Source organism: Aquirhabdus parva (genome assembly GCF_003351745.1).
In the GTDB taxonomy this organism is placed as follows: Bacteria; Pseudomonadota; Gammaproteobacteria; order Pseudomonadales; family Moraxellaceae; genus Aquirhabdus; species Aquirhabdus parva.
Window position 1 is genome coordinate 3678719 of sequence record NZ_CP031222.1, and the last position, 18312, is coordinate 3697030.

19 protein-coding genes and 1 riboswitch are annotated in these 18312 nt (G+C 47.8%); of the genes, 6 read left to right on the top strand and 13 right to left on the bottom strand.

The window, feature by feature from the left end:
• Position 1 precedes the first annotated feature (1 nt).
• Positions 2 to 292, top strand: coding sequence for a DUF6881 domain-containing protein (locus tag HYN46_RS16600; protein ID WP_114900420.1), 291 nt, complete (start codon positions 2 to 4; stop codon positions 290 to 292).
• Between the two features lie 136 nt (positions 293 to 428).
• On the opposite strand, the gene HYN46_RS16605 is transcribed toward HYN46_RS16600, so the two are convergent.
• On the bottom strand, positions 429 to 2573 hold the full coding sequence (locus HYN46_RS16605; RefSeq protein ID WP_114900421.1) for an LVIVD repeat-containing protein: 2145 nt from the start codon (positions 2571 to 2573) through the stop codon (positions 429 to 431).
• 260 nt (positions 2574 to 2833) lie between these two features.
• Positions 2834 to 2932, top strand: a riboswitch (glycine riboswitch).
• The gene (locus HYN46_RS17390; RefSeq protein ID WP_162818275.1) at positions 2933 to 3085 is read right to left on the bottom strand and encodes a hypothetical protein; all 153 of its coding nucleotides are present in this window, start codon (positions 3083 to 3085) and stop codon (positions 2933 to 2935) included.
• Here HYN46_RS17390 and HYN46_RS16610 point away from each other — a divergent pair.
• Entirely contained in the window at positions 3084 to 4337 is a 1254-nt protein-coding gene (locus HYN46_RS16610) for a D-amino acid dehydrogenase (protein WP_114900829.1), read from the top strand. The genes HYN46_RS17390 and HYN46_RS16610 overlap by 2 nt on opposite strands.
• Positions 4338 to 4391: 54 nt before the next feature.
• Here HYN46_RS16610 and HYN46_RS16615 read toward each other — a convergent pair whose 3' ends face one another.
• The 10 genes from HYN46_RS16615 to mpl all read right to left on the bottom strand — a co-directional run bounded on the left by HYN46_RS16615 (position 4392) and on the right by mpl (position 13888).
• Positions 4392 to 4667, bottom strand: coding sequence for a DUF971 domain-containing protein (locus tag HYN46_RS16615; protein WP_114900422.1), 276 nt, complete (start codon positions 4665 to 4667; stop codon positions 4392 to 4394).
• Positions 4664 to 5671: a HEAT repeat domain-containing protein gene (locus HYN46_RS16620; protein WP_114900423.1), complete on the bottom strand. Its 1008-nt coding sequence runs from the start codon at positions 5669 to 5671 to the stop codon at positions 4664 to 4666. Before HYN46_RS16620 ends, HYN46_RS16615 begins: the two co-directional genes overlap by 4 nt.
• Before the next feature lie 55 nt (positions 5672 to 5726).
• Positions 5727 to 6578 (bottom strand): ABC transporter ATP-binding protein, encoded by an 852-nt coding sequence (locus HYN46_RS16625; RefSeq protein ID WP_114900424.1) that lies wholly within the window; start codon positions 6576 to 6578, stop codon positions 5727 to 5729.
• Between the two features lie 20 nt (positions 6579 to 6598).
• On the bottom strand, positions 6599 to 7429 hold the full coding sequence (locus HYN46_RS16630) for an ABC transporter permease (protein WP_114900425.1): 831 nt from the start codon (positions 7427 to 7429) through the stop codon (positions 6599 to 6601).
• A 126-nt stretch (positions 7430 to 7555) separates the two neighbouring features.
• Positions 7556 to 8947: an ABC transporter substrate-binding protein gene (locus HYN46_RS16635; RefSeq protein WP_114900426.1), complete on the bottom strand. Its 1392-nt coding sequence runs from the start codon at positions 8945 to 8947 to the stop codon at positions 7556 to 7558.
• Between the two features lie 57 nt (positions 8948 to 9004).
• Positions 9005 to 9250, bottom strand: a complete 246-nt coding sequence (locus HYN46_RS16640; RefSeq protein ID WP_114900427.1) for a 4Fe-4S dicluster domain-containing protein — start codon at positions 9248 to 9250, stop codon at positions 9005 to 9007.
• Between the two features lie 43 nt (positions 9251 to 9293).
• Positions 9294 to 11027 carry a fumarate reductase/succinate dehydrogenase flavoprotein subunit gene (locus tag HYN46_RS16645; RefSeq protein ID WP_228254954.1) on the bottom strand — a complete coding sequence of 578 codons (1734 nt, stop codon included), beginning with the start codon at positions 11025 to 11027 and terminating at the stop codon, positions 9294 to 9296.
• 4 nt (positions 11028 to 11031) lie between these two features.
• On the bottom strand, positions 11032 to 11820 hold the full coding sequence (locus HYN46_RS16650; protein WP_114900429.1) for a GntR family transcriptional regulator: 789 nt from the start codon (positions 11818 to 11820) through the stop codon (positions 11032 to 11034).
• Positions 11821 to 12036: 216 nt separating this feature from the next.
• Positions 12037 to 12306, bottom strand: coding sequence for a GlsB/YeaQ/YmgE family stress response membrane protein (locus tag HYN46_RS16655; protein ID WP_114900430.1), 270 nt, complete (start codon positions 12304 to 12306; stop codon positions 12037 to 12039).
• A 187-nt stretch (positions 12307 to 12493) separates the two neighbouring features.
• Positions 12494 to 13888 (bottom strand): UDP-N-acetylmuramate:L-alanyl-gamma-D-glutamyl-meso-diaminopimelate ligase, encoded by a 1395-nt coding sequence (gene mpl / locus HYN46_RS16660; RefSeq protein WP_114900431.1) that lies wholly within the window; start codon positions 13886 to 13888, stop codon positions 12494 to 12496.
• Between the two features lie 222 nt (positions 13889 to 14110).
• On the opposite strand from mpl, the gene HYN46_RS16665 reads away from it, so the two are divergent.
• From HYN46_RS16665 to HYN46_RS16675, 3 genes are all read left to right on the top strand, one after another.
• Complete coding sequence (locus HYN46_RS16665) at positions 14111 to 14473, top strand: DMT family protein (RefSeq protein WP_114900432.1); 363 nt, start codon at positions 14111 to 14113, stop codon at positions 14471 to 14473.
• Positions 14474 to 14617: 144 nt separating this feature from the next.
• Positions 14618 to 15154: a 5-(carboxyamino)imidazole ribonucleotide mutase gene (purE, locus tag HYN46_RS16670; protein ID WP_114900433.1), complete on the top strand. Its 537-nt coding sequence runs from the start codon at positions 14618 to 14620 to the stop codon at positions 15152 to 15154.
• A gap of 82 nt (positions 15155 to 15236) precedes the next feature.
• Positions 15237 to 16358: a 5-(carboxyamino)imidazole ribonucleotide synthase gene (locus HYN46_RS16675; RefSeq protein ID WP_114900434.1), complete on the top strand. Its 1122-nt coding sequence runs from the start codon at positions 15237 to 15239 to the stop codon at positions 16356 to 16358.
• Positions 16359 to 16430: 72 nt separating this feature from the next.
• On the opposite strand, the gene HYN46_RS16680 is transcribed toward HYN46_RS16675, so the two are convergent.
• Positions 16431 to 16904 carry a hypothetical protein gene (locus tag HYN46_RS16680; protein WP_114900435.1) on the bottom strand — a complete coding sequence of 158 codons (474 nt, stop codon included), beginning with the start codon at positions 16902 to 16904 and terminating at the stop codon, positions 16431 to 16433.
• Positions 16905 to 17484: 580 nt separating this feature from the next.
• On the opposite strand from HYN46_RS16680, the gene HYN46_RS16685 reads away from it, so the two are divergent.
• Positions 17485 to 18270, top strand: coding sequence for an FKBP-type peptidyl-prolyl cis-trans isomerase (locus HYN46_RS16685; RefSeq protein WP_114900436.1), 786 nt, complete (start codon positions 17485 to 17487; stop codon positions 18268 to 18270).
• The last annotated feature ends 42 nt before the right edge of the window (positions 18271 to 18312 follow it).

Here is an 18312-nt window from a genome sequence, read left to right on the forward strand (position 1 = left end):
AATGCAATACATGAAAGTCAATTGGATACATGACTTCATCGATGATCCCATATGGATCTATGGAGAACTCAACGATGAAATGGAAGAAGTAAGAAAAATTGAAATTTTTAGAAATGGTCATTTGGGATATGCAGCTTGCAATGGTGTGAGCCATATCGCTTTTTCTTCTGAAGAAAATTGGCCAACTAAAGAAGAAATCGAATCTGATCCCCAATTTCAAGTCTTTATTATCTCACAGCAAGAATTTGAGGAGACTTGGGCAAAAGCAATGCATCAATCCGCTCAAAATTAAGATGGAGGTATTCAATAATGCTCTCAGAATCAGATATATCAATATTGTTTGCTAGAGAATTTCCAAATATACCTGTTAAAATTGAGAAATAAGGGAAGTGCTATCGGCTCCCGCATCAATCGTTTACCACGAACATTCAGTTGGATTGTATGACGACGATACCGTTGGCTCCCGTAGCATAGATTGTATGACCATCAGAACTTGCTGCGATGCCGAGGTGGATCAGTGTATTACTGTTTGCTAAAGCCGTATTGGTGAAATGGCCACTGATGGACGGCGTGGCAGGATTGCTTAGATTAACGGCATAGACTGTAGAGCCACTCAGTACAAAGGCTTCTTTCAGCGTAGCGTTATAGGTGATGGCTGCTACGTTCGCTTCAGAGGAAGACAGAGGTGTAATGGGAACTGATCCCAATACAGTTGGGGATTGTGGGTTCGTATAATCCATGACATTGATGCTGGATTTCGTCACAGTCACCGCTTTCTTATTGGCGATATACACGCTTGCATTGACGTTTGTGGAGGGAGACGTGGATACGAAGGTAGAAGTGCCAAAGGCTCCGGATGTCATATCAAAAATATCCCCATACCCTTGATTGGCTGCAAGAAGTTGGGAGTCGTCAGGCGATAACGATAGATATGTAATTTGACTTGGTATTGCCGGGGAAGTTGCTGTCAGCACAGGAGCACTTGGGTTAGACGTATTGTACCTGCGCAAAGTCTGTGTGGAGATATCAGAAACATATGCAACGGGTGACGAGGCTGATACGGTTAGGCCAAGAGGTTCTTCGACCCGCGTAGCTGAAATTAAGGTTGGTAACAAGGGGGTTGTCGTATTTAGAATTAATAGCATACCGCCATTATTGCGTGCGGTTGCATATGCTATAGATCCATTGTTGGCAAAAACGATATTGGCAAACTCAGCAGCATTCCCCAGAGGCGTTGGATATATAATCCTTTGTATGGATTGAGGGTTGGTTGGCGTACTGACATTCACCGTATACAGTCCTCCATTTTCAACACGGGGTGCGCAAGATGTGGTGACTTCACAAGAATCCATAGTAGCGATATACAGGCTATTATTGTCGCTGGACAACGCAACATCATTGGGAATTCCAACACCGCCGATCATTGCACCCAACGTCAAGACCTTTTGTTGAGTCAATACACTGAACTGGGCGATGTTCTTTGATCCGATTTGCAAATAGCTGCTCAGTGTATTGCCCGCAGTAGGGCTTGAGAGCAGAGAAATGCTTAATGAATCGTTTGTGTTCACCTTCACGGTAGGCGTCGTGATTGCGGTACCATTTTTATACAATGTGCCTGCGGTAACAGCAACAGTCGCACCATTTTGGCTGGAAGGGACAATATAAGGACCCATGGTCGTTACTGTGGCAGGTTGTGCCGCAGTAATGGCAAACCGGTACTGACCAATCACACCATCACCATTCTGATCGATCCACTGATTGAGGTCTGTCGCCGAAATGGCGAAACCCAGACTGGCAAATTGTGTGGTCAGGTTGTTAGCAACCAGTTGAGTATTGAGTGTTTTAGCAGCATTGGCCAGTTTCGCCTGCGTTGCAGTGGAGATGCTGCCGTTCTTGGCAATTTCACTCTGAAACTGGGCGATCAGCGCGCTGAGCTGGCCTGCATTATTGCCTGTCACAAAAAGAGCTGAAATAGCCGCCAGCATTTTATCAGCCGTCGATGACTTGCTTAAATCAAGATTTTCAAAGTCACCATAACTGCTGTCATAGGGAATATTCAAAGCGGCGAGCACTTCAGTTTCGGCTTGATGTTTTGCGGCAGTAAAGGTCTGACCCTGATTGACCAGCGTCTGGATGCGCTGAAAAGTCAGTGAGGTCAAGATATTCACGTTCAACACCGTGTCTACACTCAGATCGCTCAAACCGTTGAGGGTAACCGGCCCTGTTGAGATGGCATTAGTAACTTCGTCAAAATAATATCCCGTTGCGTTCAGACTTACGAGATTATGGTGGAATGTATTATTTGGCGTAAAAGTTCCTAAATTGGATGTGACTTGATAGGAGTATTGTTGCCCTGTCGGGGTCATATTCAATTTCAGTTCTTGTGCGGTAACAATGGAGCCTTGCTGAAAAGGGCCTTTTTGCGCAACCCCGCTACTTGCACTATACGAGCCGCTGTCTGATGGATCCGGCACCGAAGAGGAATGATCGGATGAGCCACCACAGGCCGCAAGAAGGAGAGGCAGAGTAACTATAAACAGTAGTCGCGCGCGAAGCTCTGGGGACTTTATCATTCTCGCCTCTGTTTTAATGTAGTGATCTGTCTGATCACTACTTATAACTGCTACCTATCATTCCAGCACCACCGCAGGCCTAATTTAGGCTTTTTTTTGAGCGTTTGCAAGAGTCTATAATATTGTCAACATCCCCTTATAAATGTATCGGCTTATTTTCAATAAACCTGAGTTTACCGCCTACACAACCCTATGCTACGATAGCAGGGTAAAATTAAGACACGTATTGCTGAATTGACAGTATCGCTTAAGGCATACCGTAAGACGCTGCAGGAGAGACTGGAGTCACTTGTGCATCATCCAGCGCCGAAGGAGCAACCACCCCGGAAACTCTCAGGCAAAAGGACTGTAGCGTCAATCTAAAATCTGGAGAGAGGTGCGTCAAAGCACCCACCGAAGGGGAAGGCATTAACCCAAGTGTTGATGTCGAAGCTCTCAGGTACCGTGACAGATGGGGTGATCCCGCCGATTTTTTCGGCTCGTACATCATTACCCATAGGTACAAACCTCATGACACATATCATTGTGATCGGCGCTGGCATTACGGGCGTCACCACGGCATATTCCTTATCCCAATTGGGTTATCAAGTCACTGTTTTAGATCGTCATCTCTATCCTGCGATGGAAACTTCCTTTGCCAATGGTGGACAGTTGTCAGCCAGTAATGCCGAAGTGTGGAATAGCGAAGCGACGATCTTGAAAGGCTTGAAGTGGATGTTTAAAAGCGATGCCCCACTGCTTTTGAATCCAGCTCCTTCCATCCATAAATACTCATGGATGTTTGAGTTTGTGGCCAATATCCGTAATTATCGTGAAAACACCATTGATACCACGAAACTGGCAATAGAAGCGCGTAAACATCTCTACGCGATGGCAGAAAAAGAAAATATCGATTTTGATCTTGAGCGTCGTGGCATCCTGCATTTTTACCATGATGCAGCGTCATTTGCGGCTGCGGGTAAGACCAATGACTTGCTGGTGGAAGGCGGGCTTGAGCGTTTTGCGGTAACCCCTGAAGAAATCAAAACCATTGAGCCAACACTACAAGGCGAATATTACGGTGGTTACTTCACGCCGTCTGATGCAACAGGTGATATCCATAAATTTACCCGCGGCTTAGCCAAAGCATCTGAAAAATACGGTGTACGTTTTATTCAAGGCGTGGACGTACAAAGCATCAAGACCTCTGAATCAGGCGTCAAAATCCAGTACAAAACCATTGATACTGCCGATTTGTCTAAATCGCATGATGCCAGCACTGCTGAAATCAGTGGTGATGCATTGGTAGTCTGTGCGGGTGTGGGAAGCTATCACATCGCTAACTTGCTGGGTGACCGCGTCAATATCTATCCAGTTAAAGGCTACTCCATCACCGTGTTTTTGGATGATGCCGAGAGTGTGGCCAATGCGCCGTGGGTTAGCTTACTCGATGAAAGCGCCAAAATTGTCACCAGCCGTTTAGGTGAAGGTCGCTTCCGTATCGCGGGTACAGCAGAGTTCAATGGTTATAACCGTGATATCCGTGCGGATCGTATTGAACCGTTGATTTCATGGACACGTCGTAACTTTAACGTGAATACTTCACGAGTAGTACCTTGGGCGGGTCTGCGTCCGATGATGCCGGATATGATGCCGCGTGTCGGTAAAGGCCGCGCGCCCCGCGTGTTTTATAACACCGGTCACGGTCATTTGGGTTGGACATTGTCTGCGGCAACTGCGGCGATCATCAGTCAGAATATTTTTGACACCTACCCCGTCAAATAATCGTAAAAAAAAGCCGTCTTATGTAGACGGCTTTTTATTGGGTATCGATAAGTTTTAAATCATCCCTTGCAAATAAGGCCACGGATAAATTCCGCGGTCATGCCCATCATCAAATACAATCTGTAGGCCATACCCATGCGCATGAATGGCGGTGATATAGCGCAAAGGCTCAATATCAATGGTTTCCCCCTGCAAACCTCGCGCTCTGCAGAAAGCACACAAGCAAGCTGCACGTAGCGCTCCATGATTAAAATCCTGCTGTAGGCCATTATCCCAAGTCAGAGTGAGAGTCCGCTGATCGGGATCATTGGTGATGGATGGTGGGATCATGATTGGGTCGATGCCTGAAGATTCAGTTGAGAGAGTGCGATGCGCACGGCTTTACGCACTTCTGGATCGCCATCACTGAGGGCAATTTCAAGACCAGATTTGGCCTGCTCATTGCCAATTTCACCCAGTGCCAGCGCTGCTTCTTTGCGTAAATTGCTGATACTGTGCTCAAGCGTGGTGAGCAGTGGGATAGTCGCTGCGGGTGCTTTGAGTTTGCCGAGGCTACGGGCGGCATGGATGCGGACTTGCCAGTACTCGTCGCTTAAAGCGCTGATCAGCGCGTTTGTTGCGCCTTGTAGCCGCAGCTTGCCGAGTGTATGTGCCGCTTCCTCGCGCACTTGCCAGATGTCATCTCTCAATGCGTGGAGCAGTGCCGGCAGTACGCTACTGTCTTGCGCATAGCCCAGCGCACCCGTGGCAATACGTCGGACTTCGGCATGTTCATCCTGATTGGCGATTTCAGCAAGGCGGGGCAAGGCATCAGTATGCTTGAGCCAGCCTAAGACACCGACAGCTTCACGTCGCACTGCAGGGCTGGGATGAGAGAGATTGTTCTGTGCGGTCGCAAAACTTTCAGGCAAACGCAGCTCACGCAAGGCCCGCAGTGCAGCGATACGAACATAGGTCTCTGTATGGTCTGCCCACGGTAAGATGATACGTCCAGAAATATGGAGTTTGAATTCGCTTAAGCTCTGAGCGGCCAATTCACGGACGGTTTCACTGTCATCGGTCAATGCATGGCATAGGGCTGAAACGACAGGGTCGGTTTCCCATGCCGCAAGTAACCGCGCCGCTTCTTGGCGTACCTCAGAAGCAGGATCGTGGCGAAGGGCATGCAAATACCAAGGTATGGTTTGTTCATCATCCAGTTCTGCAAGATCAAGCAGAGCAATACGCCGGATACCTGCATCCTCATCCGATAGACGCTGACGAATCTCTGCCAGTTCTTCATCGATCCAATCATTTTGCGTTTGATCGTGTAGTCGATCTAGTGGCTCGCTCATATCTATGTTGTCCAAAAAGCTATACTAAAAAAAGTTCAAAACAATTTAAAAATCTTCAAACCGCAAAGCGGATGTTGCGGCTATTTTTTGAGTTGAGTGGTGTAAGTCGTTCTAGTTCAACGGGCGCACCATCGCCATGCTGATGACGCAGCAAGTGCAGGCAGTGGCGTTTTAGCTGCATAAACTCAGGCGTTGTGACCAAATCGGTACGCCGTGGACGCTCAAAATTCAGCACTAACTCCTCGATAATGCGTCCGGGTCGTGGGCTCATGACCAAAATCCGATCTGCAAGGAAGAGTGCTTCATCAATATCGTGGGTAATGAACAGTACCGTGGTGCGGATTCGTGTCCAGACATCCAGTAATAACTCTTGCATCATTAGCCGTGTTTGGGCATCCAAGGCGCCAAAGGGCTCATCCATCAGCAATACCTTGGGGTGGTTGATCAGCACGCGTGCGATCTCAACGCGCTGTTGCATGCCGCCCGAGAGCGCTGCGGGATAGCTGTTTTCAAATCCCGCTAGACCGACTAAAGACAGCAATTTACGCGCTTCATCAAGGCGTTTTTCACGCGGAATCCCTTTCATTTTCAAACCAAAGGCAACGTTCTCGAGCACTTTTTTCCAGGGGAATAAGGTGTGGTGTTGAAAGACAAGTCCACGATCGGGATGCGGGGTGGTGATCGCTTTACCATCGACATGCAAACGTCCTTGGCTGGGCTGGAGATGACCTGCCAGTGCGCCAAGCAAGGTTGATTTTCCGCAACCGGATGGGCCGATGATGCAGACAAATTCGCCGGGTTTGATGGTAAAAGACACATCTTGTAAGGCTTCAAAACGTTGATCACCCTGCCCAAGATGGATGTGAAGCTGTTGGATATCGATTTGCCCTTGAAGCGCGTCACTCATGGTGGACTCCTAGATGGTTCTTATGCATTTTTTTGAGGAATAACATGCCATGGCATGAGTTTGTGACCGACCTTCTTGATCAAGACACTACTGCCCATGCCAAGCACACCGATAAGCAACATGCCGACCACGATGTCAGGATAGTTTTGTAAGGTGTACGACTCCCACGTGTAGTAGCCAATGCCGAACTGTCCCGAGATCATCTCTGCGGTGACCAGACAAAACCAGCAGGTGCCCATGCCGATTGACAGACCAGTGATAATGCTGGGTGCCGCAGCGGGGAAAATCACCTCGCGGAAGATAGCCATACGCTTCCCCCCGAGACTGCGTGCTGATGCAATCAGACGCGGATCGACGCCTTCTACCCCATGAATGGTGTTGAGCAGAATTGGAAAAAGTGCGCCAGTAAAGGTAATAAAGATCATCGAGAATTCGCCTGATGGAAACATCAGAATCGCCAGCGGAATCCATGCGACTGCGGGAATTGGGCGAATGATCTCAAGTGGCGGCAGTAAGGTATTTGCCGCAAATCGAGATCGACCGATGAGTAGACCCAGTCCCACACCCAGAATGCTGGCCACCAGAAATCCTGCGAAGACCCGATACAGGCTTGCAGTGACATGTGACCACAATTTTGGGGATTGCGTCAGGTTCCATGCCGCACTGACCACATCTGCAGGAGATGGCACATTGGCAAAGGTGATGATGCCTAAGTTCAGGTGATGCTTTACGGCAAAGTACCAGAACAGCAGACAGGCCAAGACAGAAGCGGTGCGGAGCAGCAAACCGCCGATTTGGATTTTCTTAAGGCTAAAGTGCGTAACGCTGCGCGTACTGATCGCAACACTCATGGCGATGATCCTGATGATGACCTTGGTGATGATTCGGTTTTTGGTCTTGAAGAGAGATAACTCTGCTTTCCCAACGGCTCTCTCATCTGACGAGTCGCTGAGAAAAGAGGGTGTCTAGATCAAGGCTTACTTTGCTTGAGCAGCATTAAAGTCCACGACGCTACCGCCATTTGTTTTTACCCAGTCTTCAGCTTGTCCTTTTAAGAGGAAGGCATTCAATTGACCTTTTGTATCACGGGCATACCACGCTTGATCGGCCAATAACTTGATGCCGCTGTTGCGATCCTGGACATAGACCACACGCACTTTTTTGCCTGTCGCCGTCAGTTTCTTCAAGTCCACAAATGCAGACTCTGGGGTAGCGTAGCTACGCAATAGCGGTTCACCTTGCACCCAAATCTGAGTCACACGTTTGAAGTCTGTAATGGCTTTGCCCGTGGTTGCATCTTTGGCTTTTAGTGGCAACTTGCTATAGTTTTTGAGCGCGGCGTCATAATCCAGATTTGATGCTTTGAAGGCATCGCGGAGATAGTGGTCATCAATGAAGCTGTTCACATCCAGATCTACATCGGTTTTTTTAAGCAGCTTCAGCGTTTCGATGGAAGTTTTTAGTGCTTGACGGTATTCCGGCTTCCACGTGAAATCGCGTGTCTGCAGGCCCAGCGGACCGTGGAACAGGTAGACCACCTCAGGTTCAATACCGGTGGTTTTTGCAATCAGCTCGCTGTATTTTTCAGGCTCCGCACTGATCAGGCGATTGGCTTCAATAGCGGCGCGTAAGTAAGCGACGACAATTTCAGGATACTTCTGGGCGAATTCGCCAGTCACTAGACTGCCGTGAAAGGTGGGTGCGTTGGATTGTGAACCATCATAAATTTTGCGGGCAAAGCCACGGTAAGGAAATAGATCCGCAAATGGCACAAAGTCGGCATGGGCATCGATTTTGCCGCTTTGTAGTGCTGAACCTGCTATTTCAGGCGCTTGGGTGATGACTTGTACATCACGCTCAGCATCCCAGCCTTGCGCTTTGATGGCACGTAGCAATAAGCCATGAGCGGTTGAAGCAAAAGGTACGGAAATGGTTTTTCCTTTTAAGTCCTTGAAGGATTGCACGCTTGAGTCTTTAGGCACGACAATGCCGTTGCCACTGCCAATGGTGCTACCGGATAACACGCTAAGAAAAATACTCTTTTTCCCTGCTTTTTCAAATGCCGCACCATTGAGTGAGCCGGGAAAATCCGCCATAGCGCCAAAATCCAGACGACCTGCGACCATTTCATTGGTCAGTGGTGCGCCTGAAGTGAAGTTCTTCCACTCGATGTCGTATTGCACGTTTTTGTATTTGCCATCATGTGGCAAATACTTTTCGAGTAAATGCAGTTCACGAATGAGTAGGCCGCCCGTTGCGCAGTTGATAGTCGTGTCTTGGGTGCCGATGGCGACACGAATGGTTTCCGCTTGAGCACTTGAGATGCCCATTACCAATAAGACGCCTAATGCCAGTTGATACAGTTTCATGATTTCCCCCAGTTTTAATTGGTATTGGTTAAATGTATAAAACGCTTTTAAAAACAGTTATTTCAATAAATATGGAATGTTGACGCGCACGGCATCCGTCGGGCAGTCGGTCTCACACGGCATGCAGTACCAGCATTCATCGAATTGCATAAAGGCTTTTTGCTTCACGGGATCAATGACCAGCAAATCCATGGGACAGACATCGACACAGACGGTGCAGCCTTTGTGGGCGATACATTTATCTTCATCGATAAGCACGGGTGCGCTGGATCGTTGACGAATATCGTGTGGTATAAAGTTCATTTCATTTCCCTTTTAAATTAAGGTCGTCTTTGAAGTACTGTGCTTAAGCACTCTCCAATTCGTCAGCAGCAACACGCATTTTTTGATAAGCCTGCTTTTCATCGCTATCAATCTTGATCAGATAGGGCTCAACCGGTTTCTTGAAGCTGACCATTTGCCCCTGCTCGTTTTTCTTGAGGTGCGCATGGCAAAACCAGTCGGCATCATTGCGTGTCGGATAATCAGCACGGTAGTGATACAAGCCCCAGCGGCTTTCGGTACGGAACAGGGATGCGCGCGCTGCCATTTCGGCGCAATCCCGAATCACAGACACTTCGGCGGCACGCATCAGTTCATGCGGATTTTCAGCGCGCAGGTATTGCAGGTCTTCGGCGATTTCTTCAAAGCGTTGTAGCCCGATCTCCATTTTTTTGGTGACTTTGGGTGGCTGTAGATAGTCGTTCACCATACGGCGCAGTTTGTATTCAACCTGAGCGGGAGACAGACCCTGCTTGCGATGCAGCGGAGCATAGACCCGTGCACGCTCCTGCTCGATCTGTGCCGCATCAAGCGCGGTGAATTCACGATCTGCGATGTACTGCGCAGCATTGACCCCTGCAAACCAGCCGTAGGTAAATGCACCCAGCATGTAATTGTGCGGTACGGCTGCCATATCCCCTGCGGAGTACAGGCCTTTGACCGAGGTTTCGGCACGCTCATTGACCCAGACGCCAGAGGCGCTATGACCACTACAAAAGCCAATCTCAGAAATATGCATCTCGACCATATCCTGCCGATAATCAGTATGGCGTCCTTCATGAAAGCGTCCACGGCTGGGTCGTTCATTGGTATGTAGGATGGTCTCGATGGTCTGGATGGTTTCTTCTGCCAAATGATCCAGCTTGAGAAAGACAGGGCCATTGCCGCCTTCGAGTTCCTGATAGAACTCCCACATCATCTGACCACTCCAGTAGTCGCACTCGATGAAGCGCTGCCCTTTATTGTTGGCGGTATAGCCGCCGAGGGGCCCTGTCACATAGGCACAGGCGGGTCCGTTGTAGTCTTTGATCAGGGGGTTGATCTGGAAGCATTCAAGGTTAGACAGCTCCGCACCGGCGTGATAAGCCATCGCGTAGCCATCACCTGCATTGGTTGGGTTTTCATAGGTACCCATGAGATACCCAGAGGCGGGTAAGCCCAGACGCCCTGCTGCACCGCAGCTTAAAACCACAGCTTTAGCACGAATGACATAGAAGTCTGCCGTACGACAATCAAAGCCCATCACGCCATTGACCGCACCCGTGCTATCGGTGAGTAAGCGTGTGGTAACAATGCGATTGCTGATGGCGATGCGTGCCCGTTTAAGCTGGCGATAGAGCACTTTCTTGATGTCATGACCTTCCGGCATCGGCAGCACGTAGGAGCCCATGTGATGGACTTTCTTAACCGCGTAATCACCAGTTTCGTCTTTCTCAAACTTCACCCCCCAGCGGTCAAGCTGCTCAATGGTGGTAAAGCTGTGTTTGGCATAGGCATAGACCGTGGCTTGATTGACGATGCCATCATTGGCGACGGTGATTTCCTTGGTGTATTGCTCGGGTGTGGCATGACCCGGGATGATGGCGTTGTTTAATCCATCCATGCCCATGGAGATAGCGCCGCTCCTTTTCACATTGGCTTTATCAATGAGCAAGATCCGTAAGTTTGGATTGGCTTCTTTGGCTTTGATCGCGGCCATCGGTCCTGCTGTACCACCACCCACGACGACGATGTCATACTCTAATTCATGGGTTTTAATTGCATTATTGGTCATGAGATGTCTCGGCATGCGTGGCTGGTGGATTAGCTTGGCGATCAACACGCAAGCGATATTGGAAGGCGTCACCACGGAAATAGAGATATTCGAAGTCGATGGGTTGTCCTTTGGCATCGTGGGTGAGGCGTTCGATGCGCAGAATCGGTGAACCTTCTTCAATGCCGAGAGCACTATTCAAATCCTCATCGGCCAGAACGGCATCGATACTGAGATCCGCATGACCCAGCGCGATCCCGCAGTCGTTTTCGAGAATAATGAAGATGTCCCGTGTGATCAGATCGGCTTTTTGCAGTTGCTTGCCGATTTCTTCGGGGACGTAGGTTACTTCTAACGACACTGGCTCGCGGTTGAGTAAACGCACACGTTTGATTTCCGTGACGATGCGACCTTCAGGGATTTGTAGTTTTGACGCAACGTGTGATGTTGCAGGTACAAAACTGAAACTTTGCAATTTATTGAGGATTTCATAGCCCATGCTGGACATGGCTTCCGCAAAGCCTTGCAGACGACTGACATTTTGGAAGGCTTTAGGTTTGGCCACAAACGTGCCTTTGCCATGAATCTTAAAGATCAGCCCTTCCTTTTGCAGATCACCGAGCGCCTGACGTACGGTGATGCGACTGACTTGAAAGCGGTTGCAGAGCTCATTTTCAGAAGGCATCTGACTTAAAGGCGGATAGCTACCATCAAGAATCTGCGCGCGTAGTTCAGTACGGAGCTGTGCATAGAGCGATGCGGAATTCTGAGGCTTTAATTTGATCAGGGGGGTGTCCATAGCGATTTTCAATCTTGTTATAACAAGTTAAAAAACAGTCTATGTGGATCGACAGAAATAATGAAATAACAAGTTTAAATATCGATAAGCGATTTAATGATTTAGGAGCAACTGGTTAACAACGGTGATTTTTTTATTGATATGAATGAGTATATTAAAAGAACGAGACCATAAAAAAGCGGCTAACAAGAGCCGCTTTATTTCAATCACCAGCGCTTAGGATGACTTGGTAAACAGCTTAAGTGCAAAGAAATAAACCGCCAAAACAATCAATGCACCGACGATGGAACCAAAGAAGCCTGCGGCTTGACCATCGTGATACCACCCCAGTGATGCGCCGACAAAGCTGGCTACATAGGAACCTACAATACCCAAAACGATGGTCACAATGATTCCGGCTTTTTGGCTGCCAGGATAGATCGCACGTGCCAGTAAACCAATGATAAAACCGATGACGATCGTATAAATAATGCCATGCCCTTCCATTTTAGTTCTCCTGATATGAGTTTTGACACATTGTTAGGAAGCATTGTTTTAAAACGTATAGCATGCAGCGCATATCATGCGCTGTTCATCATTACATTAGCGTGTTATTGCAGATGGATAAGTATTATTTTTGCAAATGAATAGTCAGAAAACTGCATTGATTCATCAGGCTAAAAAAACTCTGCGCTTAGGCAAGCGCAGCAAGAATTTTTTGATGCAATCCACCAAAACCGCCATTTGACATAATCACTACCACATCGTCAGTGGTTGCCTCTGTGGTTATACGCTGAATGATGCTGTCCAGATCATTAGCAACTTGGGCCGCATTGGGTGCGGCATCAACCACCGGTTGTAGATCCCAGTCGAGTCCAGCAGGTTGGTACCAAATGACCTGATCAGCGACCCTTGCAGATTCGGCGAGCTGGGATTTGAAATTTCCCATGCGCATGGTGTTTGAACGTGGCTCGATGATTGCCCATAGACGGCGGTTGCCGATTTTTTTTCGGATGCCATCAAGGGTTGTTTCAATCGCGGTCGGATGATGCGCAAAGTCATCATAGACATCGATACCGCGTACCGTACCGAGCAACTCCATACGACGCTTCACGCCGCCAAAGTTGGATAAAGCGAGGCTGGCTGTGGCGGGATCAATGTCGATATGATGTGCAGCAGCAATTGCGGCGATGCCATTGGCGACGCTATGTAAACCGGTCATGGACCACGTGACGGTACCGACTTTTTGACCCTGATAGTGCACGTCAAATGCACTGCCATCCTCAGACAGAAGGATCGCTTGCCATTCAACCTGTGCATCAGGGCTTGCCGCTGGTGTGGATTGAATCGCGGTCTTGGTGACTGGCGTCCAGCAGCCCATAGCAAGGACATCATCCAGTGCCGGGATGCCTTGTGGCAAAATAATCTGTCCGCTTTGTGGGATGGTGCGTACGAGATGATGGAACTGCTTTTGAATCGCGGCTAGATCATCAAAGATGTCGGCATGATCAAATTCCAGATTATTCAAAATCACGGTGCGTGGGTGATAGTGGACAAACTTGGAGCGCTTATCAAAAAATGCAGAGTCGTATTCATCCGCTTCTACCACAAAATAATTTTTTGCTTGGTCTTTACCGCCACCCACCCGTGCACTTTGACTAAAGCCCAGCGGCACGCCACCAATCAAGAAGCCGGGGTTAAGCCCTGCTTGCTCTAAGATCCAAGCCAGCATAGTAGTGGTAGTGGTCTTACCATGTGTACCAGCGACAGCCAGTACATGACGATTAGGTAAAACATGATCTGCAAGGAAAGCGGGGCCTGAGGTATACGCAAGGCCAGCATCCAGCATGTACTCCACTGCAGGGATCCCACGCTTGAGTGCATTGCCGACGATCACCAGATCAGGATGCGGTTGCAAATGACTGGCTTCATAGCCTTGCATGAGTGCGATGCCTGCATTTTCGAGCTGAGTGGACATTGGCGGATAGACATTTTGGTCTGATCCTGTCACGGTATGACCTAGCTCGCGTGCGAGCAATGCCAGTGATCCCATGAATGTGCCACAGATACCCAAAATATGCAGATGCATAACCGCTCCTCTATATGCCGTTCTTTGCGCCTATTCAGTGACTATTGGCGGAATGCTTCGCGTCATTCTCACCCTGAAGTCATTGGATAAAACAGATGAATTTAATTGGACAGCACGATAGCAAGACATGCTGCTAAAAGATACTATTTCACTGTAGATGTTCTCACCACTTACGCCAAATATAGGCGATTTCCGATGTTATTAATCCGTTGAGTTTGTGCCATGTTGAGTGTTTTTTTCCAGCAGCCGTATGCGCCTTTTTTATTGCTTATTCTATCGAACGTGTTCATGACCATGGCGTGGTATGGGCATCTCAAGTTTTTGCATGATGCGCCGTTGTGGCAGGCGGTACTCATGGGCTGGGGTTTGGCCTTTTTTGAATATCTGTTCATGGTTCCTGCCAATCGTTTATTGGAGGCGCGTGGTTTTAGTCTAGGTCAGATGAAAATCAGCCAAGAGGTCATTACGCTACTGGTGTTTGTCCCCTTTATGTTGCTGCTCTTTAAGCAACCCTTTCGTTTAGATTATTTGTGGGCCGCATTGTGTTTGTTTGGCGCGGTATTCTTTGTCTTTCGCAGTGCTTAGAGGGTCAAAACGCACTGAATATTGCTTAATTCATAAAAAAACAATCAAAAAATAGGCTAAATGTCACCTAATGCTTGGTTCATGGCGTTAAATACGTCAAACTACGCGGTCTATTTTTCAAGTCTATTTGCACGATAAAACGCCATGACTCATGCTGATCCTGTTTCAACAAATCCGTCTTCGACTACTGCGCCTGTGGTTGGAATCATTATGGGTTCACAGTCGGATTGGGCGACCCTTGAGCACACGGCAGTGATGCTGACGCAATTGGGCGTGGCCTTTGAATGTGAGGTCGTTTCTGCGCATCGCACGCCAGATCGTTTATTTGACTATGCCGAAACTGCACGCGAACGCGGTATTCAAGTCATTATCGCCGGTGCAGGCGGTGCGGCGCATTTGCCGGGCATGTGTGCAGCAAAGACTGACTTACCAGTACTGGGTGTGCCAGTGCAGTCTTCGATTTTAAACGGTGTTGATTCATTGCTGTCCATTGTACAAATGCCTGCGGGGATCGCGGTGGGAACGCTGGCGATTGGTAAAGCGGGTGCGACCAATGCGGGACTATTAGCGGCACAGATCATCGGCCTCAGTGATGCCAAAGTGGCGGCAGCTGTGGCGGCGTTCCGTGTTCAACAAACCGAAAAAGTGCGGGCCAATCCTATACCTGGACAAGTCGGTTAAGCGTCTATTGGTGCGTAACGATCCGTTTTATATAATTTTATGATTTTAACTGTGTCATGCTGAAGATGGGTTATTTGAGTTTATGAGTAAAGTTCAAGTCGAAAACATTGGAATTTTTGGGGGCGGTCAGCTGGGACGTATGCTGGCTCAGGCTGCGCTGCCTTTAAATCTCACCTGCACTTTCTTTGAAGCTGGAATTGATTGCCCTTCCAAGGATTTAGGTGCGGTGTTTGATTCGACTCAAGCCAATGCGCTGCAAGATTTTATCGACAGTGCGGATGTCTTTACGCTTGAGTTTGAGAATACATCACTTACAGATGCGGATGCTCTACTCACGCAAAAAGCACTCTACCCGCCTCGTGTGGCGCTGGCCACTGCGCAAAATCGTTTGTCCGAAAAAGCGCTTTTTGATCAGTTGGCTATCCCTGTCGCGCCCTATCAACGCGTTGAGTCAGAGGCTGACTTACGTCAAGCGGCAGTCAGCATGGGTTTGCCTTTAGTCGTGAAGACCGCCTCTGGCGGCTATGATGGCAAAGGCCAATTCGTGGTCCGCGAGGAAGCGCAAGTCAGTCAGGCATGGCAGGAGCTCGGAGCCGCAAAGCTATTGATCGCCGAAGCCTTTGTGCCCTTTGTTCGTGAAGTGTCGATTATTGCGGTTCGTGGACAAGATGGCGAAGTACGCACTTGGCCCTTGACTGAAAACCATCACCATCATGGTATTTTGTCGCATTCAATCGTACCTGCACCGAACAGCACCGATTTACAACCGATTGCGCAAGACTATATCACCCGTTTATTGAATCATTTGAACTACGTCGGCGTGCTGACTTTAGAGTTGTTTGTTACCCCAGAAGGCTTGTTTGCCAATGAAATGGCACCACGCGTGCATAACTCGGGTCACTGGAGTATTGAGGGCGCGGTCTGTTCGCAGTTTGAAAACCATATGCGTGCTGTTGCCGGACTGCCACTCGGTTCAACCGAATTGATTAGCCCCTGTATGATGGTCAATATCATTGGTCAGCATCCTGCACGGGATGCGGTGTTGAAGTTGGCGGGTGCGCATTTGCATTTTTATGGTAAAGAAGAACGTGTGGGCCGTAAACTTGGTCATGTGACCCTGATCCCAACACAAGGCAATACACTAGAAGCATTGAGTAGCGCTCTGGCTGATATTTTGCCTGAGCCTTTAGCGCTTAAAGGGTAATATCATACCGCTCGTATAAAAAAAGCCACTCATTAGAGTGGCTTTTTTATGGCATGAATCAAAGCAGAGGGATTATGCTGCTGGTTTGATTGATGGCAATTTTGCAATCAGTTCGTTTACGAAAGTTTTCAAGCTGCTGTTCGCTTGAAGCGTTTCGAAGTTTTCGATCACTGCAGTGCGTAGCAATGCATAGTCATGCTTCAGCGCTTCATAACCACCAGTTTGCACTTCTTTGATCAACGCAGTTGCTTCAGCGCTGATTTCTGAGAATGATTTTTCTGTGTGGATAGTGGTTTGCAATTGAGCGATGAGGCTTTTTACTTTTTCAACGATGGTGCTTGATTCGGTTTGAACCAAGTCAGTCACTTTGTTGACCAAGTCAGTTGCAGAAGTGGTGACGTCATCAGCCAATTTCTCAGCTTTTTCAGTCAGACTTTCAACGAGGCTTTCGGCCTTCGCGACTTCTTTTTCAACAGTTTCAGTAATCACTTCTTTTACGGTTGTTTCGGTTGCAGCTTTTGGTGCAGCAGCTTTTCTCGTAGGCATGATGAACTCCGGCGTGGTGATAAAAAAAACTTATGTATTATTAATTTTTAAAGCATCATTCATAGACAACTCGTTGCTTATATTTTAAGCAGGTCATGAATTTTTGATAGATATGCAAAGAGTACGCCATATCTAAAAATTCTTAATCTGCTCAATGAGTATCAGAGTCAGTTTTGCAATAGGATTGCAGATCATTGATGCATAACACATCAAACCACAGTCCAGAAAAACTTCAACGAAGACTTTTTGCTAACTAAAGCAAAAATTTCGTTGATCACGACGCGTTATGCCACGTACGTCATGAAAAAATCTGAAAAAAAAGCACTCATTCAAAAAATAGTTACAGACAAAGTAGGGTCATATTGAATAACATCGTCATGCGCTGTGACTTGAAATACGGCACTCTGACGATACGCTTTAATTTAGTGCGTTGTGATGTTATCCAATGTATAACCTGTTGATTCACCGCTTTGTCTGACATTAAGTCAGCTTGGCGAAGATTTACGATGAACGGTCATGGGACAATTGCCCTAAATGATCCACATGAAACCCAATTAATTTAGATGAATGGAATACTGATATGAGTCGTTTTATCCCTGTTGCACTTGCCGTGCTGTTAACTGGAGGTGCATTGTCTCCGGTATTGCTCGCGCACGCTGCTGATCCAGCCGCAAAAAAATCCTCTGTAAAATCAGCAGGTGTCACTGCAACAAGTTCTGATAATCAAAAAGTAGGTTATAGCTTTGGTTATTTGATGGGGAAAGGAAATTCAGAAGCCGTCAATGATTTAGATATTGAAAAATTCTTTGCGGGTTTCCGTGATGGCTATGGCAACAAGCCAAGTGCGCTCACTGAAGATGAAATGCGCAAAACATTGATGGCCTATAAAGAAAAGCGTGATGCTGAGGCGATGAAAGAAATTCAAAAGCTGGGTAGCGAAAATGCAGCGAAAGGCGCAGCATTCTTGGCTGAAAATGGCAAAAAAGCTGGCGTAAAAACCACAGCCAGTGGCTTACAGTACGAAGTGATCAAAGAAGGCACAGGCGCTCAGCCGACAGCGGATGACCAAGTGCAAGTGCATTACGAAGGTAAAATGCTCGATGGTACTGTATTTGACAGTTCAATCGCACGTGGTCAACCGGTGACTTTCCCACTGACTGGTGTGATTCCAGGTTGGACCGAAGGTCTGCAATTGATGAAAGAAGGTGCTAAATATCGCTTCTATATCCCTTCTAAGCTGGCTTATGGCGAAACCGGTGCAAGCACCATTCCACCAAACAGCGTATTGACCTTTGATGTTGAGTTAATCAAAGTCATTAAAGCGGGTAGCGATAAAGCGGCGGCAGCGCCTGCGGACAAAAAATAAGTCAAAAGATATCAGTCTTTAAGATCTGATCGTATTAAAAAA